The organism is Paenarthrobacter sp. A20, from assembly GCF_024168825.1.
Classification (GTDB): domain Bacteria; phylum Actinomycetota; class Actinomycetes; order Actinomycetales; family Micrococcaceae; genus Arthrobacter.
The window spans coordinates 3,947,309-3,968,245 of record NZ_JALJWH010000001.1; the positions used below are offsets into that span (position 1 = coordinate 3,947,309).

At 60.8% G+C, this 20,937-nt stretch carries 25 protein-coding genes, 2 tRNA genes and 1 other RNA gene; 14 read left to right on the forward strand and 14 right to left on the reverse strand.

Going from position 1 to position 20,937, the window contains the following annotated elements; all coding sequences use genetic code 11:
* The first annotated feature begins 3 nt into the window (after positions 1-3).
* Positions 4-360 carry a hypothetical protein gene (locus tag J3D46_RS18295; protein ID WP_253468404.1) on the forward strand — a complete coding sequence of 119 codons (357 nt, stop codon included), beginning with the start codon at positions 4-6 and terminating at the stop codon, positions 358-360.
* Between the two features lie 47 nt (positions 361-407).
* On the opposite strand, the gene J3D46_RS18300 is transcribed toward J3D46_RS18295, so the two are convergent.
* Positions 408-689 carry a hypothetical protein gene (locus tag J3D46_RS18300; RefSeq protein ID WP_253468405.1) on the reverse strand — a complete coding sequence of 94 codons (282 nt, stop codon included), beginning with the start codon at positions 687-689 and terminating at the stop codon, positions 408-410.
* 133 nt (positions 690-822) lie between these two features.
* Here J3D46_RS18300 and J3D46_RS18305 point away from each other — a divergent pair, with 133 nt between their 5' ends.
* A complete protein-coding gene (locus tag J3D46_RS18305) occupies positions 823-1,545 on the forward strand; it encodes a DUF6270 domain-containing protein (RefSeq protein ID WP_253468406.1) in 723 nt (240 codons plus the stop codon).
* A 10-nt stretch (positions 1,546-1,555) separates the two neighbouring features.
* Here J3D46_RS18305 and J3D46_RS18310 read toward each other — a convergent pair whose 3' ends face one another.
* Complete coding sequence (locus tag J3D46_RS18310) at positions 1,556-2,290, reverse strand: hypothetical protein (protein WP_253468408.1); 735 nt, start codon at positions 2,288-2,290, stop codon at positions 1,556-1,558.
* Positions 2,287-2,439, reverse strand: a complete 153-nt coding sequence (locus tag J3D46_RS18315; RefSeq protein WP_253468409.1) for a hypothetical protein — start codon at positions 2,437-2,439, stop codon at positions 2,287-2,289. The genes J3D46_RS18310 and J3D46_RS18315 overlap by 4 nt, the downstream gene beginning before the upstream one ends.
* A 32-nt stretch (positions 2,440-2,471) precedes the next feature.
* Here J3D46_RS18315 and J3D46_RS18320 point away from each other — a divergent pair, with 32 nt between their 5' ends.
* On the forward strand, positions 2,472-2,858 hold the full coding sequence (locus tag J3D46_RS18320; RefSeq protein ID WP_253468411.1) for a hypothetical protein: 387 nt from the start codon (positions 2,472-2,474) through the stop codon (positions 2,856-2,858).
* A gap of 90 nt (positions 2,859-2,948) precedes the next feature.
* Here the strand turns inward: J3D46_RS18320 and J3D46_RS18325 are convergent.
* Positions 2,949-3,021: transfer RNA gene (locus J3D46_RS18325), tRNA-Arg, on the reverse strand.
* 220 nt (positions 3,022-3,241) lie between these two features.
* Here J3D46_RS18325 and ssb point away from each other — a divergent pair.
* Both ssb and J3D46_RS18335 read left to right on the forward strand, forming a co-directional pair.
* On the forward strand, positions 3,242-3,811 hold the full coding sequence (ssb, locus tag J3D46_RS18330) for a single-stranded DNA-binding protein (protein ID WP_231343369.1): 570 nt from the start codon (positions 3,242-3,244) through the stop codon (positions 3,809-3,811).
* 63 nt (positions 3,812-3,874) lie between these two features.
* Entirely contained in the window at positions 3,875-4,480 is a 606-nt protein-coding gene (locus tag J3D46_RS18335; protein WP_231343370.1) for a GNAT family N-acetyltransferase, read from the forward strand.
* Here J3D46_RS18335 and map read toward each other — a convergent pair.
* Entirely contained in the window at positions 4,477-5,244 is a 768-nt protein-coding gene (gene map / locus J3D46_RS18340; protein WP_231343371.1) for a type I methionyl aminopeptidase, read from the reverse strand. The genes J3D46_RS18335 and map overlap by 4 nt on opposite strands.
* Positions 5,245-5,402: 158 nt before the next feature.
* On the opposite strand from map, the gene J3D46_RS18345 reads away from it, so the two are divergent.
* Positions 5,403-6,086: a DNA alkylation repair protein gene (locus J3D46_RS18345; protein ID WP_231343373.1), complete on the forward strand. Its 684-nt coding sequence runs from the start codon at positions 5,403-5,405 to the stop codon at positions 6,084-6,086.
* Positions 6,087-6,092: 6 nt separating this feature from the next.
* Here the strand turns inward: J3D46_RS18345 and mptB are convergent, their stop codons facing one another.
* Entirely contained in the window at positions 6,093-7,649 is a 1,557-nt protein-coding gene (gene mptB, locus J3D46_RS18350; protein ID WP_231343375.1) for a polyprenol phosphomannose-dependent alpha 1,6 mannosyltransferase MptB, read from the reverse strand.
* Positions 7,650-7,796: 147 nt separating this feature from the next.
* Between mptB and orn the strand changes: the two genes are divergently transcribed.
* From orn to J3D46_RS18370, 4 genes are all read left to right on the forward strand, one after another.
* Entirely contained in the window at positions 7,797-8,432 is a 636-nt protein-coding gene (orn, locus tag J3D46_RS18355) for an oligoribonuclease (protein WP_308102757.1), read from the forward strand.
* A gap of 132 nt (positions 8,433-8,564) precedes the next feature.
* Positions 8,565-8,640 (forward strand) — tRNA-His (locus J3D46_RS18360).
* A 126-nt stretch (positions 8,641-8,766) separates the two neighbouring features.
* Positions 8,767-9,339 carry a peptide deformylase gene (def, locus tag J3D46_RS18365; RefSeq protein ID WP_231342737.1) on the forward strand — a complete coding sequence of 191 codons (573 nt, stop codon included), beginning with the start codon at positions 8,767-8,769 and terminating at the stop codon, positions 9,337-9,339.
* Between the two features lie 2 nt (positions 9,340-9,341).
* Entirely contained in the window at positions 9,342-10,181 is an 840-nt protein-coding gene (locus J3D46_RS18370) for an acyltransferase domain-containing protein (protein WP_253468413.1), read from the forward strand.
* On the opposite strand, the gene J3D46_RS18375 is transcribed toward J3D46_RS18370, so the two are convergent.
* From J3D46_RS18375 to rnpB, 4 genes are all read right to left on the reverse strand, one after another.
* A complete protein-coding gene (locus J3D46_RS18375) occupies positions 10,166-10,966 on the reverse strand; it encodes an HNH endonuclease family protein (protein WP_253468415.1) in 801 nt (266 codons plus the stop codon). The genes J3D46_RS18370 and J3D46_RS18375 overlap by 16 nt on opposite strands.
* Positions 10,967-11,086: 120 nt before the next feature.
* Complete coding sequence (locus J3D46_RS18380; protein ID WP_159708846.1) at positions 11,087-11,296, reverse strand: hypothetical protein; 210 nt, start codon at positions 11,294-11,296, stop codon at positions 11,087-11,089.
* Positions 11,297-11,369: 73 nt separating this feature from the next.
* A complete protein-coding gene (locus J3D46_RS18385) occupies positions 11,370-12,857 on the reverse strand; it encodes a glyceraldehyde-3-phosphate dehydrogenase (protein ID WP_308292031.1) in 1,488 nt (495 codons plus the stop codon).
* Positions 12,858-13,121: 264 nt separating this feature from the next.
* An RNA gene (rnpB, locus tag J3D46_RS18390) (RNase P RNA component class A) lies at positions 13,122-13,513 on the reverse strand.
* Positions 13,514-13,570: 57 nt separating this feature from the next.
* Here rnpB and J3D46_RS18395 point away from each other — a divergent pair.
* Positions 13,571-14,335 (forward strand): YaaA family protein, encoded by a 765-nt coding sequence (locus tag J3D46_RS18395; protein WP_231342745.1) that lies wholly within the window; start codon positions 13,571-13,573, stop codon positions 14,333-14,335.
* A gap of 12 nt (positions 14,336-14,347) precedes the next feature.
* Here the strand turns inward: J3D46_RS18395 and J3D46_RS18400 are convergent, their stop codons facing one another.
* Together J3D46_RS18400 and J3D46_RS18405 are read right to left on the reverse strand one after the other, a co-directional pair.
* Positions 14,348-15,085, reverse strand: a complete 738-nt coding sequence (locus tag J3D46_RS18400; protein ID WP_253468417.1) for a zinc ribbon domain-containing protein — start codon at positions 15,083-15,085, stop codon at positions 14,348-14,350.
* A gap of 89 nt (positions 15,086-15,174) precedes the next feature.
* Positions 15,175-16,086: a Nif3-like dinuclear metal center hexameric protein gene (locus tag J3D46_RS18405; RefSeq protein WP_231342751.1), complete on the reverse strand. Its 912-nt coding sequence runs from the start codon at positions 16,084-16,086 to the stop codon at positions 15,175-15,177.
* Between the two features lie 115 nt (positions 16,087-16,201).
* Between J3D46_RS18405 and msrA the strand changes: the two genes are divergently transcribed.
* The 3 genes from msrA (at position 16,202) to epsC (ending at position 18,353) form a co-directional block, all read left to right on the forward strand.
* A complete protein-coding gene (gene msrA, locus J3D46_RS18410; RefSeq protein WP_231342758.1) occupies positions 16,202-16,726 on the forward strand; it encodes a peptide-methionine (S)-S-oxide reductase MsrA in 525 nt (174 codons plus the stop codon).
* A gap of 66 nt (positions 16,727-16,792) precedes the next feature.
* Positions 16,793-17,728, forward strand: a complete 936-nt coding sequence (gene cysK / locus J3D46_RS18415; RefSeq protein WP_231342759.1) for a cysteine synthase A — start codon at positions 16,793-16,795, stop codon at positions 17,726-17,728.
* A gap of 40 nt (positions 17,729-17,768) precedes the next feature.
* Positions 17,769-18,353 (forward strand): serine O-acetyltransferase EpsC, encoded by a 585-nt coding sequence (gene epsC, locus J3D46_RS18420; RefSeq protein WP_231342761.1) that lies wholly within the window; start codon positions 17,769-17,771, stop codon positions 18,351-18,353.
* Here epsC and J3D46_RS18425 read toward each other — a convergent pair.
* Positions 18,350-19,189: an oxidoreductase gene (locus J3D46_RS18425; RefSeq protein ID WP_253468419.1), complete on the reverse strand. Its 840-nt coding sequence runs from the start codon at positions 19,187-19,189 to the stop codon at positions 18,350-18,352. The two genes, epsC and J3D46_RS18425, sit on opposite strands and share 4 nt — an antisense overlap.
* A 106-nt stretch (positions 19,190-19,295) precedes the next feature.
* The gene (gene gndA, locus J3D46_RS18430; protein WP_159708828.1) at positions 19,296-20,732 is read right to left on the reverse strand and encodes an NADP-dependent phosphogluconate dehydrogenase; all 1,437 of its coding nucleotides are present in this window, start codon (positions 20,730-20,732) and stop codon (positions 19,296-19,298) included.
* Between the last annotated feature and the right edge of the window lie 205 nt (positions 20,733-20,937).

The following is a 20,937-nucleotide window of genomic DNA, read 5'->3' on the forward strand; positions in this document are numbered from 1 at the left end:
CCCATGACCGAAACTCACGCCTTGATTACCGCCTTGGCCGCGGCGCTCTCGATCATCAGCCCGGTCGCCATCGCGTTCTACAAGAACGACAGCTGGCGCAAGATCACCAAGATAAGCGTTCCCATCGTGGTGGCCGTCGCCATCGCAGCCGCATATCTGTGGGCCAAGGGCCAGACGCAGCTTGTCACCCCGGAGGATTGGCTGAATGCCTTCCTAGCCTTCTACGCAATCCAGCAACTCGCTTACACCACCGTGCTCCGCTGGATCGCCGAGCAAGTTGAGAAGGCAGGCGTCCAGGCTAAACAGAACGCCATCCCCAGCGAAGTGGTTGAGGAAGGCGGGCCAGCCCACCGCGCCTGACGTAAGAGAAGACCCCCAACCTTCACCGGGTGGGGGTCTTTTGGCGTCTAACGCTGCATGATTCCCGGTTCACGCTCGTTGACCTCGTCGCTGTTCGGGTCGATGCAGTAGTGGTCCGGTTCTCCGGTCGCGCTGACGTAAACGGCTGCCAGGCAGTCGGGGCATGCCATAGCTCCGATGTCTCGGGCGAATGCGTTGGCTTCAGCGATCTCGGCAGGGGTGAACCGTGGCATATTTGCGCGTTCCGTTACTTCAGTGGGAGGGTGGAATGCGAGGTCCTGGTCATCGAAAGCTAGATGTCCGATGATGCCGTCACTACTTGCCGCCACTTTTCCCCCAATATTGTGTTGATGGTTCACGTATTATCACCCACGCGTGCCGCAACTTCATAATGCGGCCAAGACACCGTCAGAGCGTTGCTAAACTTTGGGCAGTCTATGTCCGAAAACATTGGGGTTTGTTGTGCCTGCAGTCTTCATCTACGGAAGTTGCGTATCCCGCGATACGCGTCCCTACCTTGGCGAAGGGTGGGAAATCACCAAGTACGTGGCCAGGCAGAGCATGATTAGCGCAGCCTCCCCCAGGGGCGTTCTCCGCGGCGAGAGCGCCCTGACTTCCAAGTTCCAAAACGAGTGCCTACGGAATGACATCCGGTCCTCTCTGTTCTCCGCCGTAGATGAAGCCAAGGATGAAACCGACGTCTTCGTAATTGACCTCGTGGACGAGCGTCTGGGCGTCTACGAAATCGAAGATGGCACGTATGTCAGCCACTCCTGGGAGTTAGAGGAAAGCAAGCTCCTCCAACAACAGGACAGGGAACTGAAGCACATCCCCTTCGGTACAGATGAGCATTTCAATCTCTGGGCGAAGTCAGCCAAGACCGTAATCGCAAAACTCAAGAGCACGGGGAAACCTGTCCTAGTGCTGGGGCCTGAGTGGTCAGAGAAGGCTGATGACGGCCAAGCTCCACTGATGTACCGGGGCAAGACGTCTGCAGCCTACAACGACTTGTACCGCCGCTACTACGAGCACCTGCGCAGTCTGGGCGTCACTGTGCTCTCCATCGGACAGGACACTGTTATGGCGTCAGTTAAGCACCAGTGGGGCTTGGCGCCGTACCACTACGTCAAACCGGTCTACGAGCAAATGCGTGACGCGATCACAGGCGCGGCGAAGCACGCATGAACCGGTCCCCTCAGAAAGCCCGCCTCTGGTACCGGACTGGATCCGGAATCTCCAACGGGGTGAGCGTATCCCTTCGGCGTGCGGAGTCCTCCAAGGCGGCCGCCGCGAAATGACTCAAGGATTTTCGTTGGAGCTGGGTTAGCCAGCGTTTGGCGCGGATGTCCGCGTCATCGACTGCGTCAAACAATGGTTGCAGGGCTAGGGACCGGTCAAGTACGGACACTTCGTTCGTCTGGTTGTCCACGAACCTAAGCTGAGGCACTGGGTCCCTGCCATTCCTCATACCACTCCGAGGACCTACGTTCATGTCCCCTGCGATGGTGGGTTTGGTTCCTGCCCGAACTTCCATGAGGAATTGGTCAAGATACTCTTCGAAGTGCTCAAAGGCGTTGCGAACGTCGCGGTCTCCCAAGGGTGAAGTGTCTTTGTCAGGGTTGCCGAGGACTTCACGCAACTGCTCCGAACGTTGAACAGACCATGCATGGCGAAGCTTCTGTTTGGCGTTTGCACGCTTCGAGATGCCGCCTGGCCACAGCAGCCTGTTGATAGCCATAGCCGCGTTGATGACCGACTGGGCCGCTACGATGATGTTCTCGGCACTCCTGGCAGCTTCGAGTTCGGTTTTGTATTGATATCCGGCTAGCCTGACGCTTCGCGCTTGCAGGGTCACCTCTTTGACGTAATAGGAAAGCTCTTCGTCTGTCAGAACAAACTCCGGAAGCTCGTCTTCTGGCAATGAAATCATGAGCTCTCCTTGGTCCTGATGACGATTGCTTTGCAGCCTTCGGGGATCAGCTCCCGTGCTGCTTCATAAGCAGCTGCATAGTCCCTGCCTGCGGCGGACACACTGCCCCGTTCGCCGTTTGCGTCTTCAATGGTCAAGGTAACATCCACCGGACAATCCTATGGCTTGGGATGATGAGTGAATGACAGGATACGACGCAGCCAAGTTCGAAGCTAACGCACTGGCCGGAGACTGGAAGGCAGCTTCTGCGGTCCTGTCCCGCGCCACTGTGAGGCCAGAAGTCCTCCAAGCACTCATGACCCCGGATGCTCACTTGGAGGTCGTCCTGGGCGTACTGGGCCGCCAGAGCGTGACCGTCGAGCACTTGGCGTGGGCGGCCACTTTCGACAATGCTCAGATTCTTGGGCGCGTGGTTTCGAATCCGAAGACTCCGACGTCGCTGGTCCGGGAGATCCGTGACCGCGTGGCTGACCGGGAGGCTGACATTTGGGTGCTGCTGCGGGAGTACGCGGACAGGGTGATTGCTCGTGAAGCCCGTGAGTCCGGTCTTCATGGCGGCCTCCTATAGGTGTCGTTCCAAAGTGTTGAGTAAGTGTTGAGTCAGGACTCTGAAAATGAGGAATCCCCCGGAACTTATTGAAAGTTCCGGGGGATTCTGTGCCCCAGGAGGGAATCGAACCCCCGACCGGCGGATTAGAAGGCCGCTGCTCTATCCCCTGAGCTACTGGGGCGCACTGGCGCCATCACCGACGTGGGTCGCTGGCGCCACAAAGAGTTTACAGTGCCGCGCGCCGGATGCTTGCCATCCCCCCGCCGGTTCTCTCTACTCCTCCACAGCGGCCATTAGCCGGGTTTTATTCACATAGCCGGATGCGACACTCCCTTCCCTGTCTCCGCTGGATGAAGCTGAAGGAGCCGGACAGGCACTTCCCTACATCGAGAAGGACCACAATGAATGACATGATCACCGTCCGGGGCTTCGTGGCCTCGGAGGTCAAGAGTTCCACAACTACGCGGGGTACGGCCACAGCTTCCTTTCGCTTGGGAACCACGGAGCGCCGCTATGACCGCGCCACCAACACCTGGGTGGATGGCAACACCAATTGGTATACGGTGCAGTCGTTCCGCTACCTTGCTGGGCACGTGGGATGCAGCGTGAAAAAGGGACAGCGCGTCCTGGTCGCCGGAAAGCTCAGATTGCGGCAGTGGGAGCATGAAGGCCGCGTTTATCACGTAGCGGAAATCGATGCCGAATCCGTCGGCCATGACCTCATGTGGGGGTCAGCCAACTTCACCCGTATGAACGCCGCCTCGGCTCCTGCCGACTCTGTCTCCGGAGATGCGGCTCCGGCCCATGAGGCGCCCGGCAATCCTGGTGGCAGCAGCGAATGGGATGCCGACGACGAGGAGCAAGCTCCCCCGGAAGACCAGTCTGTAGCATCCGGGGTGGATGATCCTGAGGGTAATGGCCCGTTGATGGTGAACACCACAACGGGAGAACTGGTGGGTGCCGGCGTTTGAACCCTGAGCCAGGTTCTCCGGACACGCAGGACCAGCCCTGCGTGTGAGGCCTATTGTGGGTCCATGGCACAGTACGATGCAGCCTCCACGCTTGATACCGCTCCTGCCTCATGGGCAGCTGTTGAGGAATTGTTCGGAACCAAGGGCGAGCCATCACGGTGTTGGTGCCGCTGGTTCGCCCTTTCCGGCAAGGAGTGGACAACCACGACTCCGGATCATCGCAAGGAATTACTGAAATCGGCCTTCCATGCAGGTCCTGCGCCGGGCGTCCTGGCGTTCAGGGATGGTCATCCAGTTGGCTGGTGCGCCGTGGAACCCCGGGCACGTTACCCGCGGCTGAAGCGGTCACGTGTCCTCGGGACAGAACGTCAGGAGTGCCCGGGCGACCACGGCCTTTGGGCGGTTGGTTGTTTCGTCGTCGCGCCGGGCCATCGGCGTACGGGAGTGTCCTCAGCCTTGTTGGCAGCAGCCGTAAGCCACGCCTTCAACCACGGCGCGGAAGTCATCGAGGCCTACCCCGTCGATACAGAATTGAGGACCAGGGCAACGGCATCGGATCTTTTTCACGGCACTCTTTCCCTTTTCGTTGCTGCCGGATTCAGCCCGGTGTCCGAGTCCGTTCCAGGCCGGCCAGTGGTGCAGCTCAAGAAGGGTCACACTCCCGACTAGGGCAACGTCAGAACCATGGGACCTTCTGCCGTGATCGCAACGGTGTGCTCGCTGTGGGCAGCCCTGCGCCCGTTCGCCGAACGAAGGGTCCACTCGTCCTCATCGTGGTAGTAGTCGTCTTTGCCGCCAAGAATCAACATGGGTTCTATGGCGATGACCAAACCCTCTTCGAGTTTCATACCCCGCCCTGGCCGTCCGATGTTGGGGACAGGTGGTTCTGCGTGCATGGTCCTGCCAATGCCGTGCCCGCCATGGTCGGCCAGCAAACCGTAGCCAGTACGTTTCGCCTCACCGCCGATAGCGTAGGCGAGGTCACCCATTTTGTTGCCCGTACGCGCAGCCTCGATCCCCCGGGCCAACGCGGCTTCCGTCGCGGCGATGAGTTCCAGGTCCAACGCATCGCCCTCCCCCACAACGAAGCTGATGGCCGCGTCGCCGCACCAGCCTTCCAGGAAGGCGCCACAGTCAACGCTGAGGAGGTCGCCGTCTTCAAGGACGTACCCGTTCGGGATTCCGTGCACCACGGCATCGTTGACGCTGGTACAGATCACGCCTGGAAACGGCACGGCCGCCCAGCGCGGGTGATAGTCAAGGAAGGCGGGCTTTGCACCGGCGTCGGAAATCACTGCCGCTGCGACGTCGTCCAGCTCTTTCAGCGAGACGCCCACAGCAGCGCGTTCCTTGACGGCTTCCAGTGCGTTGGCCACCACCCGGCCGGCCTCCCGCATGATTGCAATTTGAGCCGGGGATTTCAGCATTGACATCAGGGGTCCTCCGTTGGACTCGCGTTCAGGGGCGGCGTTGAGCTGGCGCAAGGAAATGCCGCCACCCTGCCCACTCTACGACGCCCCATCGACGCGTGGGAGGGCGTTTCGGCGACTCCTGTATCCCAGCTGCCAAGCAGCGGCCCTAAAGTTGTGGCATGCCCCAGGATCTCGTGCAGTCAATCCGTTCCACGCTCCGCTCGGCGGGGGACGCTGAAAGGGCCAAGGGCGCCCAGGCCTACATGAAGTCCGAGATGCCTTCACTCGGTGTCCGGGTTCCGGAGGTGCGCAGAATCGTCAAAGCCGCAGCAAAAGAGTTCCCGGTTTCATCTCCGGAGGAATTGCGGTATGCCGTCCTCGAGCTATGGCGACAGGCAGAGGCACGGGAGGAGCGATACGCAGCCATTGACCTGACGGGCTTGCGGTTGGTCAAGGAGGATCTGGACATGCTGCCCGTTTACGAGGAAATTATCCGCACGGGCGCGTGGTGGGACCTGGTTGACGGTGTCTCCCACCGGATCTGTGCGCTGCTGCTTGCGCACAGGACCATCATGACCCCCCTGCTGCTTCAGTGGGCCGAGGACAACGACATGTGGGTCCGGCGGGCTGCCATCACTGCCCAGCTTGGTGCTAAGTCCATGACCGACCACAGTTTGCTGGCAGCTGTCATCAAGCCCAACCTGTCGGATAAGGAATTCTTCATCCGCAAGGCCATCGGTTGGGCGCTGCGCGAATTCAGCAAGGCAGACCCTGAATGGGTCCGTTCTTATGCTGCCGACAATGCGACAGCGCTTAGTCCGTTGTCCACACGTGAGGCGACACGATTGTTATCGTCCCCCTGATGCAGCTCAGATGATGGGGCGAAGGCCGGGTTCGTCTCGCTTGCGGAACAAGCTCTTGGTCTTGGGATCGACGAAGATCAGGTACACGGCGAAGAGCAGGGCGATGATCGCGGCCGCATTCCGGGCCAGTGTGAGCGCGAGGCCCAGGTCTTCACTCTGAAGGTAGGGGAAGACATCCAGCTGGTCCGAGATCGCGTAGACCATGAAGAAAGAGACGACGAAGTAGACGGCCTTGACTTGCCAGTCATTGCGGATGCCTGTCACCGCAAAGAGCGGTATCAGCCACACCACGTACCAGGACTGGATCATCGGCGCCAGCAGGACAATGGCCGCAAACGCCAGGGTGAGGCGGCGCATCAGGCGGTCGTAATCGCCCCGGAAGACCTGCCAGGCGATGGCACCCACCATGAGGACCTTACCGGCGTCGTAAACCCACTTGGCCATGCCCCAGCCGTCCAGGCCAAAGACATTGAAAATGGAGGCCACAACCAGGCCGATCAGGCCGATGGGTGCGTACCAGATCCACACACTCCCGGGGGCGGACAGGCCGTTGATCCAACCGAACCCGAAGCCATTGACCATACCCATGGCATACAGCAGTCCAAAACTCAGCCCGGCCGTCAGGAACCAGAAGATGAACTTCCGGGGCCAGGAAGCTCCCTTGCCTGCCCACAAGAGTCCGATGAACGGAAGGAAAACGACAGTGATGGGCTTGACGGAGATGGACAGGGTCACCAACACAATTCCCAGGATCACACGCCTCGTTGCACAGTAGTACAAGCCTGCAAGGGCCAGCCCGATCATGAGTGCGTCATTGTGGACGCTGGCAATGAAGTTGGTCAGGAAGAGCGGGTTTGCAGCTGTCAGCCATAGGGCCCGGTGCGGATTGACTCCGTGAAGTTCCGCCAGCTTCGGCACGTAGATGATGCAGAGAACAATGCCCACGAGGGCTACCAGCCGGAAAAGCATGATGCTTGCTTCGGGTTGAACGTTCGTGACCCAGACGACGAACTGCTCAATCCACAGGAACAGCTGACCGTAGGGCACCGGCGCTTCGGTCCACATCTTGTCTGCGCCCAGTTGGAAGTAGTTGGGAAGTGCAGAGATCCCGTTCTCATAGGGATTGATGCCTTCGACCATTAATCGGCCCTGACCGATGTAGGCGTAAACATCCCTGCTGAAGAGGGGAACCGTGAACATCATGGGCAGCCCCCAAGCCACCACCGCCTGAAGCGTTGCCTTGCGTGCTTCCAGTCCCCACACCCGGACACGCTGGCCTAGACGGAGCCAGGCCCGGACGAGCAGCATGCCTCCTACGGCCAGCAGGACAATCGACACTGCCACGCCAACGCCTTCGGTACGCATCCAGATAAAGAGGGGCAGCCGCCGAAGTTCGGAAACCGGGGCGAGCCAGCCGACACCCAAAGAGCCGAACATCATGAACATTGATCCGATAAAACCGGCGATCAATGGCGAACGTGCGTTATCTACCTCGCTGGCTGCAGCATCCGCCGTCGGCGCTGCTGTCCCTGCCTTCTGGGCGGCGGGTACTGGCACCGTCATGTGGTCGTCATCCAATCGTTCGCCCGGGTGTGTTCGGGACAAATTCAGCGTCTTTGGGGCTTTCCGCAGCAGGAAGAAACGACACTGCCGCGCTCAAAAATCGTACCATCGGAGTACTTGGAAGCGCCTGAAGGATAGGCTGGGCGCGTGCCTATTACTAATGAACGCATCGTGTGGATCGACTGCGAAATGACCGGCTTGGACCTCAAGAACGACGCCCTCATCGAGGTTGCGGCGCTGGTGACGGATTCCGAGCTCAACATCCTGGGTGACGGAGTCGACGTCGTCATCAAGCCGGACGATGCCGCACTGGAACAAATGAACGACTTTGTGCGGGACATGCATACACGCTCCAAGCTCCTTGACGAACTTCCCCAAGGGAAGACCATGGCCGAGGCAGAAGCCCAGGTCCTTGAGTACATCGAGAAGTGGGTGCCGGATCCCCGCAAGGCCCCCCTGGGCGGCAACTCAGTGGGAACGGACCGGATGTTCCTTGCCAGGGACATGCCCAACATCGTCGAGCACCTCCACTACCGCGTGATAGACGTCAGCACCATCAAGGAACTCTCACGCCGCTGGTTCCCGCGCGCCTACTTCCAGTCGCCGGCCAAGCACGGCGGCCACCGCGCCCTGGGCGACATCAAGGACTCGATCGACGAACTTCGCTACTACCGGGAAGCTGTCTTCGTTGCCGCCCCCGGGCCGGACACCGCAACAGCACAGCGCATTTCCAAGGACATCATTGCCACCGCCGAGACCTTGGGATCCAACGAAAAGGTGTGATCTGCACCATTTTTCAAGGTTTTTTCGCCAAAACCGGCAAAAGTGGACTTTGCACCCCAAAACAGCAGGTAAGCTATTTGTCGTTGCCTTGAAGGAAAGCCGGTCAAACGGTTCAGCCCCAAAAGGCACATGGTGGGCTTAGCTCAGTTGGCAGAGCGCCTGGTTGTGGTCCAGGAGGTCGCGGGTTCAACCCCCGTAGCTCACCCCACCGAGATTGGCTCCAGAGCCGGTTTCCACAAAGGCCGCACCGGTTACCCGGTGCGGCCTTTGCTTTTAACCCGAATGCGGACCAACGCCGCTCCGGACTTCAGCGATCGACAAAGGAAGAACTGACATGACCGTCCTGCCAGTCACCATTTGGGGCGAACCTGTTTTGCACCGTCGGGCAAGTGAAGTCGAGGCTTTCGACGACGAACTCCGCACCCTGATCGCGGATATGTTCGAGACCAACGAGGCCGCGAACGGGGTGGGGCTCGCCGCCCCCCAGATCGGTGTGGGCAAGCGGCTCTTCGTCTACAAGTACGCCAATGATGACGACGTCCCGGAGCAGGGTGTCGTGGTCAACCCGATCCTGACTCTCTCCAAAGTCTCAGGAGCACTCCCGGACCCTGACGAGCATGTGGAAGGGTGCCTTTCCTTCCCTGGCGAGTACTACCCCTTGCAGCGGGCTGAATGGACCCGGGTTCAAGGCTTCGATGGCAATGGCAACCCAGTGGACTTTGAAGCGACCGGTTGGTTCGCCAGGATCCTGCAGCATGAGTTCGACCACCTGGATGGCAAGCTTTACGTCAACCGGCTCGTGGACAGGTATTCAAAGAAGGCACTCAAGCAAGCCAAGAAAAACGGTTGGGGTGTGCCCGGCCTGACGTGGATGCCCGGCGTCGACCCCGATCCTTTCGGACACTAAGCATGTCCGCCAACACGCACAGCGAACTTTTCGGGCTCTTGGACATCACTGGCGCCGATGCGGATGAATGCGCCCGCCTTCTGGCTACGCCGCCCGATGAATCCGTGCTGCGGTCCATGGCAGCCCTGCAGCAACGCCTCGGAACCTTTCCGCTGGAGAGCATTAGGGAAGACAACGCCAGCGAGACCGTATGGATCGAAGCACTGCTCCGCTTCGCCCCAGCCGTTTACTCCCACCATCTGGAACGTGGAATCAGTCCGGAGGTATCCGCGGCGTCCTTGGCCGACATGGGCCTGCAGCTCCGGATCAACCGCCGGGTCCACGGACGTTTTGGCCTTGATACCTGGGGTTGGCTGACCCTACACATGGCAGGGAATCTGTTCAGGCTGGGCCGGTTGCAGTTCCATCTGGTCCGCGGCCCGGAGGAAACCGCTCAAGCCGGTACTCCAGCGGAGGACCAGCGCTGGGTACTCGGCGTTCATATTCCCGAAGATGGCGGGCTCTCCCCCGCCTTGGTGGATGCCAGCCTGGCCGAGGCCCGCCTGTTCTTCGCCCGCTATTTCCCGGATAAACCAGCAGCTGTTGCCACCTGTGATTCATGGATGCTGGATCCCTACCTCGCGGACCGGCTCCCGGACAGCAATATTGCGTCCTTTGCCCGGCGCTTCACGCTGGATCGCTGCACGGACGCCCCAACAGATGCCGTGTACTTCACGTTCCGGCAACGCGGGCTACAGGACTTGGACAGGCTCCCCCGGGACACCTCACTCCAGCGTGTGGTCTTGGAGAGGATCGACGACGGCGGCACCTGGCAATTGGGGCACGGTCACCTGGCACTGTAGATGGTCTGCTGCTCCGGGCAGGAGGACAGGACGCCCTTCATGGCGTCCTTCTCTGCTGGTGTCACCCACAGCTTGTAGGCAGCCTTCACCGAAATCTGCCGGGCGACATAGTGGCACCGGAAGTTCTTATTAGCCGGCAGCCAGGTCGCGGCGTCTCCTGCGCCCTTTTTAACGTTCGCGGGGCCATCAGCGGCGATCAGGTTCAGGGGATCGTTTGCGAACATCTGCCGCTGCTGGACAGTAAGCTGCTGTGCACCTTTCTGCCATGCGTCTGCCAAGGCAACCACGTGATCGATTTGAACGGCTGAGCTGGTGTCCTGGCCTCTCCGGAAGGATACCTGCGCTCCGGTGTAGGGTTCGTGAAGGCTGCCGCCTGCTACCTTGCACGATGAGCCTTCCGTGAACTCGACGGCTTTGAGATCCCGACGCAGGATATCGTTCCGGGTATCGCACCCGTTCCTGTCGGCATCGGCCCAGGCCTGCCCGAAGGCAGCCCTGTCATAGTCCGTTTTCGCAGCCCTGCCCTTTACCTGCAGCCTATCCAAGGCCTCGGCCGCTTTTTCGGCAGCAACGGGAGCAGCGCCGCGGAGCGGCTTCATCCAGGCAGGGTCGAAAACCGGGGCTTCGCTTGGTCCCACGACCCACGAATCGGCAGCAGTGAATTGGCCTGTGGTGAAAAACCACGAAAGCCCAGCCACGAGGGTTGCGGCGGCCAGGCCAAGAATTGTCCATGCTTGTCGGGATCTGCGCCGAGCGCGTTTATAGGCAGACCAGGTGATGCTCAAGGGACTCCATCCAGTGGGGGCAGGCTTGTCCTACGAGCGTAGGACAAGGCCCCGACAGTCAGAGCCGGTATCCACAGTGTGGAGGAGAAGTCACACCATGGAGAAGGTCAATCTGTGAGGTTATTGCTCGCGCATCACGCGCTGGAGGTCCTCCGCTGCTACCGCGAGGAGCCCCCGCAGTTGCTCCACCCGTTGGTCAGTGACGTCGCCAGCGGAGTTGGCCGCAACGGCTTGATCCAAGAGCTTTTGAGCTTGCTTATGATTGGCGCGGGCCACGTCCAGCGCGTGTTCCAGCGTGGTCTCGTGTTCAAGCGTTGATTCATTTTCCATGAACCCATTTTGGTCAGGTTTCCCGGCTGATACCAGTGACACAGCCGGGAAACCCGAGAATACTTCCGGGTGCCTAGGCTCCGGCCGTTTCAAGCACTGCGATAGGAGCCACGACGTCCCGGGCCGGGAACGACGGCGGGTTGACGCCGGCCATTTCCTCCATGACGCGGACTACCTGGCAGGAGTAACCGAACTCGTTGTCGTACCAGACGTACAGTACGAGGTTCTTGTCATTGGAGATCGTGGCGAGGCCATCAACAATGCCCGCACGGCGTGAGCCAACGAAGTCCGTGGAAACAACATCGGGAGAATCGATGTAGTCGATCTGCTTGCGAAGATCCGAGTGCAGGGACATTTCGCGGAGGAAGTCGTTGACCTCATCCCGGGTAGTGCCCTTTTCAAGGTTGAGGTTCAGGATGGCCATGGAAACATCCGGCGTCGGAACGCGGATGGCGTTGCCGGTCAGCTTGCCCTGCAGTTCCGGGAGCGCCTTGGCTACAGCCTTTGCGGCGCCTGTCTCGGTGATGACCATATTCAACGCTGCGGAGCGGCCGCGGCGATCGCCCTTGTGGAAGTTGTCGATCAGGTTCTGGTCGTTCGTGAACGAGTGCACCGTTTCAACATGGCCGTGGATGATGCCGAACTTGTCGTTGATGGCCTTCAACACGGGTGTGATGGCATTGGTGGTGCAGGACGCGGCGGTGACGATCTTGTCCTCATCCGCGATGTCCTTGTGGTTGATGCCGTGAACGATGTTCTTGAGGTCGCCCTTGCCCGGCGCGGTGAGCAGGACGCGGGCAGCGCCCTTGCTCTGCAGGTGCTGGGAGAGGCCTTCGGCATCGCGCCAGCGGCCTGTGTTGTCTACGACCAGGGCATCCTTGATGCCGTAGGCCGTGTAGTCCACCGTGGCGGGGTTGTCCGAGTAGATGACCTGGACCTGCACGCCGTTGGCGGTGATGGTGTTGGCTTCCTCGTCCACGCGGATGGTGCCCTCGAAGGAACCATGCACGGAGTCGCGGCGCAGCAGGCTGGCACGCTTCACAAGATCGTTCTCAGCGCCCTTGCGCACCACGATGGCGCGGAGTCGCAGGCCGTGGCCACCGCCGGCCTTCTCAATGAGGATGCGGGCCAGGAGACGACCGATGCGGCCAAAGCCGTAAAGAACGACGTCGGTGCTGGTGCGGTCGTCAGCGCCGCGCTTTCCCACGATCTCAGCGAGCTCTGCTCGCAGGTACTCATCCAAGGAGGCGCCATTGCCTTCAGCCCGGAACTTCTCGGTCAAGCGTGCAATATCAATGGCTGCTGCGCCGAGTTCCAGCTCCGACAGGGCGTTCAGCAGGGGTGCGGTCTCTTCGAGCAGGAGCTCGTGGTTGCTCATCCGGCGGGCAAAGCGGTGCGCCTTAAGGATGTTCATGGTGGACTTGTTGATCAGGCTGCGGCCGTGGATGCTGGTGACCACGTTGTTTTCCCGGTACAACCGGCCGATCACCGGAATCATGGCCTCGGCGAGAGCCTCCCGGCCCATCCACTTATCAAGACAAGAATCTGACGTCTGGCTCACAGAACTACCTTCCTTGGGTCAACCACATACGTCCTCGTATGCAGATGGCAGCGGCCGCCCGGAGTAGTCCTGCGGCACATGCGCCAGCGGGCTTCGGTCCACCCACAGCGCCTTGAACGAGAGCAAAGAAAAATCCGCCGGCTGCGAACGCAGTCCCGGCGGCAGAACATCTACGTTCAGTAACCATTCTAAGGCGGAAGGAAGGAGCATAGGCCGCCCGAAGGCGTGAAATCACTCACACGCCGGTTTTGCAGCAGTCATAAATGGATGGGTCGACCGATACGCCGGGTTCTGTCATCCCCTGCCGTTACCGGCAGAGGAGTGGCGGCCATCCATCTACGAACGCCGTTGCCGACGCCCTCCAGCAGCCTACCCGGACACTCGGGCGAGCAGCCCTCAAGCGTGTCCTGTCTGGCCTTGCTCCGGGTGGGGTTTACCTAGCCTCCCCGGTCACCCAGGGAGCTGGTGGTCTCTTACACCACCGTTTCACCCTTACCTGCTGCCGCGTGATGCAAACACCATGCGGCGCAGGCGGTCTGTTCTCTGTGGCACTGGCCTGCGGGTTACCCCGAGTGGGCGTTACCCACCACCCTGCCCTGCGGAGCCCGGACGTTCCTCGAGCCACTTTCGTGACGCGCGACCGCCTGGTCGACCCATCCGCCGTCCAGTCTACCGGCGTTGGGACCGGCCAAAGTCCCCGGTAATATCGACTGGTGCTGATTCTGCTGCCGCCTTCCGAAGGCAAGACCCCCGCTCCCAAAGGTCCCGCCATCGATTGGGAGTCGCTCAGCTTTCCGGAACTGAATCCATATCGGGCAAAGGTACTGGAAGCTTTGGGTAGCGTGAGCGCGCACGAGGACGCACTCGCGTTGCTGGGCGTCGGTGCATCGCTGCGCGACGACGTCGAACGCAATACCCGACTCCATGCGGAACCGGCAGCGCCGGCACACCAGGTCTATTCCGGGGTTCTCTACGATGCCCTGGGCTACAACACCATGACGCCAACACAGCGCCGTAAGGCGACCGAGTCGATCCTTGTGGTCTCCGCCCTCTGGGGCGCCATCGGCTTTGGTGACCATGTACCCGCCTACCGGCTGTCCATGGGAACTGCGCTGCCCGACGTCGGACGCCTCGCCTCCTATTGGAAGCCGCAACTTAGCGCAGCCCTCGCCTCACGTGCCGAGGGCCATCTCCTGGTGGATTGCCGCTCCAGCACCTACGCCGCAGCATGGGCTCCCCCTACGGCGCAGACCGTCAACGTCAATGTGTTCAATGAAGCAAACGGCGAACGGACCGTTGTGAGCCACTTCGCCAAGCACACGCGTGGCGAGCTGGCGCGGCACTTGCTGACAAGGCGCGGCAAAGCTCCTGCAACTCCGGATCAGCTCCTGAAGGCCGCCGGCGAAGTCTGGACTGCGGAGCTTGTTGAGGGCACGGCCCGGAAGCCGCACGCGCTCAACATCATCCTGTCCAGCTGATGTAGGGGCCGGTCAGTTCCACTCGGCCGAACGGACCAGGATGACACCGGAATCCGGGCAGAAGACGATGTCGTCTTCAGCAGCGGCCTTGACTTCGGCCAAGTCGCCAGGGCTGAGCATCATGCCCGACCCCTCGGACTTCCCATGGAACAGCCGGGCGGCACCGACGCCACGCTTGGCGATGGTCTTCTCGTAGACGGCGAGCACTCCCCCGTCCAGGGAATCGGCGAACGCTGCCCGCTGTCCACGAACCACGGTTTCTTCAGCCGCGATTTCAGCAATGGCTTCATCGAGTTCGGCACGGATGCTGCCGAAGGAGCCTTGGATATCGTCAACGATCGCCTGCTGGGCTGCTTGCCGCTCACGCAGCGTGTCCAGTCGCTCCAGGATTTCGAGCTCAACATCCTCAAGGTCCGAGCGGCGTTTGTTGAGCGATGCAATGTCATTCTGCAACGCCACCAGGTCCTTGGACAGGCCGGTGCCGCTGTTGAGCCTGGTCTCGTCGCGTTCAATGCGGGTGGCAACCTGCTCCACGTCAGCTTCCGCCCGGCGAAGTTCGGACTCGGCATCGTGTACTGCGACCTTGGCGGCTCCCAGCTCACCATTGGCGACGCTAAGGGCATCTGTGAGGTCCGTGATGCGGGGGTCCGTTTCCAAAACCTTCCGGCGGCCTGCCAACGACTTCAGCTTGGCGTCCAGCCCCTGCAGTTCAAGCAATTTCAATTGTTCTGCCGGTGCTGCTTTCGCCACGCTTACCTCCGCTTGTCGCCGCCGGAACCGGGTATCAGTCACGGCCGGACGGCCTCTATCTGTTGAGGCTGTCCATGTCCTTCTAGACTCTAGTCCCCGCCGGGAGTGAGTATGAAGTCCCAAGGATCACTGTTGGTGCTGCTGACACGGATTTCGACGTCGTAGCCTTGGTCCGCAAGCACGTTGCCCAGTGCTTCGGAGGCGGCAGGCAGCCACAACCATTCGCTGGCAAAATGTGAAACGTCAATCAGGTAAGGCCGGCCGTTGCTTGCACCTTCGCGGGCTTCGGATGCCGGATGGTGGCGCATGTCTGCTGTGACGTACACATCGGCATGGCTGGCCCGGACGGCGTCGAACAAGCTATCTCCGGCACCACCACAGACGGCGACGCGCCGCACCAATCCATCTTTGTCGCCGGCCACACGGACTCCACCGGCCACCGCGGGCAACATTTCAAAGACGCGCGCCGCGAAATCACCGAGCGTGACCAGGTCAGGTAGGTCACCGACCCGGCCGATGCCCTCTTCCGGCAAGCCGTTGGCTGCAGCAGTGAGGGGAACCACGTTGTCCAAGCCGAAGGCGTCGGCGAGAACGTCGGACACTCCTCCGACGGCTGAGTCGCCGTTGGTGTGAACGGTCAGGAGGCCAGTACCAGACTCAATCAAACGGTGGACGGCAAGGCCCTTGGCCGACGTCGCGGCGACGGAATTCACGCCTTTGAGGAGCAAAGGATGGTGGGTAATCAGGAGTTCAGCGCCCCACTCAATGGCTTCGTCAATCACGGCCAACGTGGGATCTACGGCAAAGAGCACCTTGGTGATCGGAGCATTGGGCCTACCGACAACAAGGCCAACTTCGTCCCAGTCCTCGGCCAAGGACTCCGGCCAGAGTTCCTCGACAGCCAACAACACCTGACCCAGCGTTGGATCGCCGCCGGCTTCAACTGTTTCGTCCTCTTCGACGGAATCCGCATCAGAAATGTCAGTGTTTACTGCTTCCATATCCTTATTCTTCCCTACGGCGCTGGATCAGGCTGATTCTGCACATGCCAGTCCCCGTAATTCTCCCGTAAGGTGAAGCGGGAATCATCAAGCCCTCCGATCCATTGAAGAGAACATGAAAACTTTCGTACTTGGCGGTGGCTGCTTCTGGTGCCTGGACGCCGTTTACCAGAAAACCCGCGGCGTCAGCTCCGTAGTCTCCGGCTACACCGGCGGCCACGTCCGCAATCCTGATTACTACGACGTCTGCTCAGGAACCACAGGTCATGCGGAAGTCGTTGCCGTGACCTTCGACGAAACCGTTGTACCGGAGACGGTCATCCTGGACATGTTCTTCGCCCTTCACGACCCCACTACCTTGAACCGGCAGGGTTACGACGTCGGCACCCAGTACCGGTCATCGATGTTTTATACAACCACGGATGAAAAAGTGCTGTTCGAGGAAGCCATCGAACGCGCCCAGGCCCTGTGGTCCGATCCGATTGTGACCGAGGTCAGCCGCCTTCCGGAGTTCCATGAGGCCGAGGAAGTACACCAGAATTACTATGCCAAGTTCCCCTACCAGGGGTATTGCCAGGTGATCATTAATCCGAAACTGGCCAAGGCCCGGAAATATTACTCTGCATGGCTTACTGCTTAGCAGGGTTTCGATCCGGCTGGTTAGGCTGACCTCAGCATTCCCTCTTCAGAGATAGGCGTAATTTTCATGGCAAGGATCTACGACGACGTCACGCAGCTGGTTGGCCGCACTCCACTGGTTCGTTTGAACCGGCTGACAGAAGGCCTCGACGCCACCGTTGCAGTCAAGCTCGAGTTCTACAACCCGGCCAACAGCGTAAAAGACCGCATCGGCGTGGCGATCATCGATGCCGCTGAGAAGTCCGGCGCTTTGCAGCCGGGCGGAACCATCGTCGAAGGTACCTCCGGCAACACAGGCATCGCCTTGGCACTGGTGGGCGCAGCCCGCGGCTACAAGGTCATCCTGACGATGCCTGAGACCATGTCCACCGAACGTCGCGTCATGTTGCGCGCTTACGGTGCCGAGATTGTCCTGACGCCCGGTTCCGAAGGCATGCGCGGTGCCGTCGAGAAGGCCCAGGAAATCGTCGCCAACACTGAGAACTCCATCTGGGCCCAGCAGTTCGCCAATGAGGCCAACCCTGCGATCCACCGCGCCACTACTGCCGAGGAAGTCTGGGATGACACCGACGGCGAAGTCGACATCTTTGTTGCAGGCGTGGGTACCGGCGGCACCATCACCGGCGTTGGCCAGGTCCTCAAGGAACGCAAGCCGGGCGTGCAGATCGTAGCTGTCGAGCCCAAGGACTCCGCAATCCTCAACGGTGGAGCCCCGGGCCCCCACAAGATCCAGGGAATCGGCGCCAACTTTGTTCCGGAAATCCTAGACACCAACGTTTACGACGAAGTCCTGGATGCCACGCTGGAAGATTCAGTCCGCGTTGCCCGTGAACTCGGTGCCCGCGAAGGCATCCTCGGCGGCATTTCCTCCGGCGCCATCGTTTGGGCGGCCCTTGAGCTGGCCAAGCGTCCCGAGAATGCAGGCAAGCTGATCGTTGCCGTCGTCTGTGACTTTGGAGAGCGTTACATCTCCACTGTGCTGTTCGACGACATCCGCGGCTAAGACTTGGCCCGCACGCCTTCATTTCTGTAGAAAGGTCTTTGTGAGCTTCTTCGCAAGGCTTAAGGAAGACCTCGACGCCGCCCGGTCGCATGACCCGGCGGCTCGAGGCTCTTTTGAGAACTTTTTCGCATACTCCGGCCTGCACGCCATCTGGGCGCATCGTCTGACGCACCGGCTGTGGCAGAACCCGGCGCTCCGTTTTCCGGCGCGCCTGATCTCACAGCTGGCCAGGTTCCTGACGGGCATCGAGATCCATCCCGGCGCCACCATTGGCCGCCGGTTCTTCATCGACCATGGTATGGGTGTGGTGATCGGCGAGACCTCCGAGATCGGCGAGGACGTGATGATCTATCACGGCGTGACGCTCGGAGGCCGCTCTTTGGCCAAGGTCAAGCGGCACCCGACCATCGGTGACCGCGTCACGATCGGCGCTGGCGCCAAAGTCCTGGGGCCCATCACCATCGGCGCGGACAGCGCCGTCGGCGCCAACGCCGTGGTGGTCAAGGATGCTCCACCGGAATCGATCATCACAGGAATTCCCGCAACGTGGCGTCATCGCGATGCGAGGTCCGAAACCAAGCCCGCCGTGGATCCGGCAGAGTATTACATCGAGTACCGGATCTAGCCCGCGAGTCTTTTGTAGAAATTCCAGAAGACCGCGTCGAAGGCGCGGTCCGGAAGAATTCTTCGCATTGCCAGGACGCTCCAGGCTCCCCTACCCACCGGGTAGCGGGTCCTGGGGCGTCTTGCTGTTGCAGCTCGAACTATCGCTTTTGCAACGACCCTGGCCGGAGTGGACAGCACGTGACCGGCTCCGGAAGTGGATGCCAGTGCGGCAGCGACGACGTGGGCCTGTTCGCTGTAGGGCCCGCCACCGGAGGCGACCAACAAACCCTCGCCAGCTATGGTGCCCCATTCCGTGTTTGTCCCTGATGGCTCAATAATGACGACGTCGATGCCGTGCGGTTTCAGCTCCAGGCGCAGGGAATCGCTCATCCCCTCCACTGCGAATTTTGTGCCGTGGTACCAGGCACCCAGGGGCTCGTAAATTTTTCCGCCGATGGACGTGACGTTGATGATCCGGCCTAAGCGTGCAGCCCGCATCCCGGGAATGACGAGTTGCGTCATCCTGGCCAGGCCCATGACATTGACTTCGAACTGGCGCCGGCCCTCGGCCAACGGAACTTCCTCAAGGGATCCGTACGAACCGTAGCCGGCATTGTTGACAAGGACATCGATGTGTCCGTGGGCCGCTTCCACCAGAGCCACTGCAGACGCCATGGATTCCTCCGACGTGACATCCAAGGACATGACCGTGATGCCGTGACGCTTCAGGGGCTCCATCTTCGCCCGACGGCGTGCACCGGCATATACAGTGAACCCTGCCGCCTTGAGGGCGATGGCCGTGTCGAAGCCGATTCCCGTGGAAGCCCCGGTGACAAGCGCGATGCGGGATGCCATGGCAGTTCTCCTTCATTTCAGGTACGGCAAGTTCACTTCAGGTACGGCAAAGGCCGGCCCTCCCCAGCGTAACTGGGAGGGACCGGCCTCTTGCGGGAAGCTGACGCTAGTGGGTGTCGACTGCCGAGATCTCGGACTTGTCTTCGCCCCACAGGGTGTGGAACGTACCCTCGGTGTCGACGCGACCATAGGTGTGTGCACCGAAGAGGTCGCGCTGGCCCTGGATCAGGGCAGCGGCAACACGCTTGCGGCGCAGGCCGTCGTAGTACGCCAAGGAGGAGGAGAACACCGGTACCGGGATGCCCAGCTGAACAGCGGTTGCCACAACGCGGCGCCAGGCCGGGAGTGCCTCGGCGATGGCCTTGGTGAAGGCAGGCGCGAACAGCAAGTTGGCGGGCTTTTCTTCGGCGGCGTAGGCCTTGGTGATGTCCTTGAGCAGTTCTGCACGGATAATGCAGCCTGCACGCCACAGGGAAGCGATCTCGTCCAGCTTGAGGTCCCAGCCGTACTCCTTCGCGGCCGAGGTCAGCATGTCAAGGCCCTGGGCGTAGGAGACCAGCTTGGAGGCGTAGAGAGCCTGGCGGACGTCCTCGACGAAGGTCTCGGGGATTTCCACGGAGGCTTCTTCGCCGGCCAACAGTTCCTGGCCAAGCTTGCGCTGCTCGGTCTGGGAGGACAGCGCGCGGGCGAAAACGGATTCGGCGATGCCGGAGACCGGCGAGCCGAGTTCCAGGGCGGAGATGACCGTCCAGCGGCCCGTGCCCTTCTGTCCTGCGGCATCGACCACGACGTCCACGAACGGCTTGCCCGTCTTCGCGTCAACGTGTCCCAGGACCTCAGCAGAGATCTCGATCAGGAAGGAGGACAGATCGCCCTTGTTCCACTCAGCGAAGATCTTGGACTGCTCAGCGGGCTCGATGCCGGCGCCGGAGCGGAGGAGGTCGAATGCTTCACCGATGACCTGCATGTCGGCGTACTCGATGCCGTTGTGGACCATCTTGACGAAGTGGCCCGCACCATCGGTGCCTACCCAAGCGCAGCAGGGCTCGCCGTCCACCTTTGCGGAAATCTTCTCCAGCAACGGGCCAAGGGCGTCGTAGGATTCCTTGGAACCACCGGGCATGATGGACGGACCGTTGAGCGCGCCCTCTTCGCCACCGGAAACACCGACGCCGACGAAGTGCAGGTCTTTCTTGGCCAAGGCCGCTTCGCGGCGGCGGGTGTCCTCATAGTGCGAGTTACCGGCGTCGATGATGATGTCGCCGGCCTCGAGCAGCGGTTCGAGCTGCTCGATCACGTTGTCAACGGGAGCGCCTGCCTTGACCATGATCAGGACGCGGCGGGGCTTTTCGAGGGAGTCGACGAGTTCCTGCAGCGTTTCCGTGCGGATGAAGTCGCCGTCCGTGCCGTGCTTTTCGAGCAGGGCGTCAGTCTTTTCCACGGAGCGGTTGTGGAGAGCCACGGTGAAGCCGTTGCGGGCGAGGTTGCGGGCCAGGTTGGCGCCCATCACCGCAAGGCCGGTGACACCGATGTGTGCTGACATCAAAACTCCAATTCGTTCGTGTACAAACAGTCCCGACGTACCCATAGGGGATACGCAGGAAGCGATTTCAAAACCAGGGGCTGTAATAAACCATACGTATTAAAACCTTGGGCGGGAAAGCGGTGCCCACGTTTTGGAAGGGGCCCGCGTCATAAACAGTCTATGATGGGCGCCCGGTTCCACTGACGCGCTGCCAGGCATGTGA

Bases quoted from the DNA above. Each gene is read 5' to 3' on its own strand.
- J3D46_RS18295 (WP_253468404.1), top strand. From the start codon at position 4: ATGACCGAAACTCACGCCTTGATTACCGCCTTGGCCGCGGCGCTCTCG.
- J3D46_RS18310 (WP_253468408.1), bottom strand. From the start codon at position 2,290: ATGATTTCATTGCCAGAAGACGAGCTTCCGGAGTTTGTTCTGACAGAC.
- J3D46_RS18320 (WP_253468411.1), top strand. From the start codon at position 2,472: ATGACAGGATACGACGCAGCCAAGTTCGAAGCTAACGCACTGGCCGGA.
- ssb (WP_231343369.1), top strand. From the start codon at position 3,242: ATGAATGACATGATCACCGTCCGGGGCTTCGTGGCCTCGGAGGTCAAG.
- J3D46_RS18335 (WP_231343370.1), top strand. From the start codon at position 3,875: ATGGCACAGTACGATGCAGCCTCCACGCTTGATACCGCTCCTGCCTCA.
- map (WP_231343371.1), bottom strand. From the start codon at position 5,244: ATGTCAATGCTGAAATCCCCGGCTCAAATTGCAATCATGCGGGAGGCC.
- J3D46_RS18345 (WP_231343373.1), top strand. From the start codon at position 5,403: ATGCCCCAGGATCTCGTGCAGTCAATCCGTTCCACGCTCCGCTCGGCG.
- mptB (WP_231343375.1), bottom strand. From the start codon at position 7,649: ATGACGGTGCCAGTACCCGCCGCCCAGAAGGCAGGGACAGCAGCGCCG.
- def (WP_231342737.1), top strand. From the start codon at position 8,767: ATGACCGTCCTGCCAGTCACCATTTGGGGCGAACCTGTTTTGCACCGT.
- J3D46_RS18370 (WP_253468413.1), top strand. From the start codon at position 9,342: ATGTCCGCCAACACGCACAGCGAACTTTTCGGGCTCTTGGACATCACT.
- J3D46_RS18380 (WP_159708846.1), bottom strand. From the start codon at position 11,296: ATGGAAAATGAATCAACGCTTGAACACGAGACCACGCTGGAACACGCG.
- J3D46_RS18405 (WP_231342751.1), bottom strand. From the start codon at position 16,086: ATGGAAGCAGTAAACACTGACATTTCTGATGCGGATTCCGTCGAAGAG.
- msrA (WP_231342758.1), top strand. From the start codon at position 16,202: ATGAAAACTTTCGTACTTGGCGGTGGCTGCTTCTGGTGCCTGGACGCC.
- cysK (WP_231342759.1), top strand. From the start codon at position 16,793: ATGGCAAGGATCTACGACGACGTCACGCAGCTGGTTGGCCGCACTCCA.
- J3D46_RS18425 (WP_253468419.1), bottom strand. From the start codon at position 19,189: ATGGCATCCCGCATCGCGCTTGTCACCGGGGCTTCCACGGGAATCGGC.
- gndA (WP_159708828.1), bottom strand. From the start codon at position 20,732: ATGTCAGCACACATCGGTGTCACCGGCCTTGCGGTGATGGGCGCCAAC.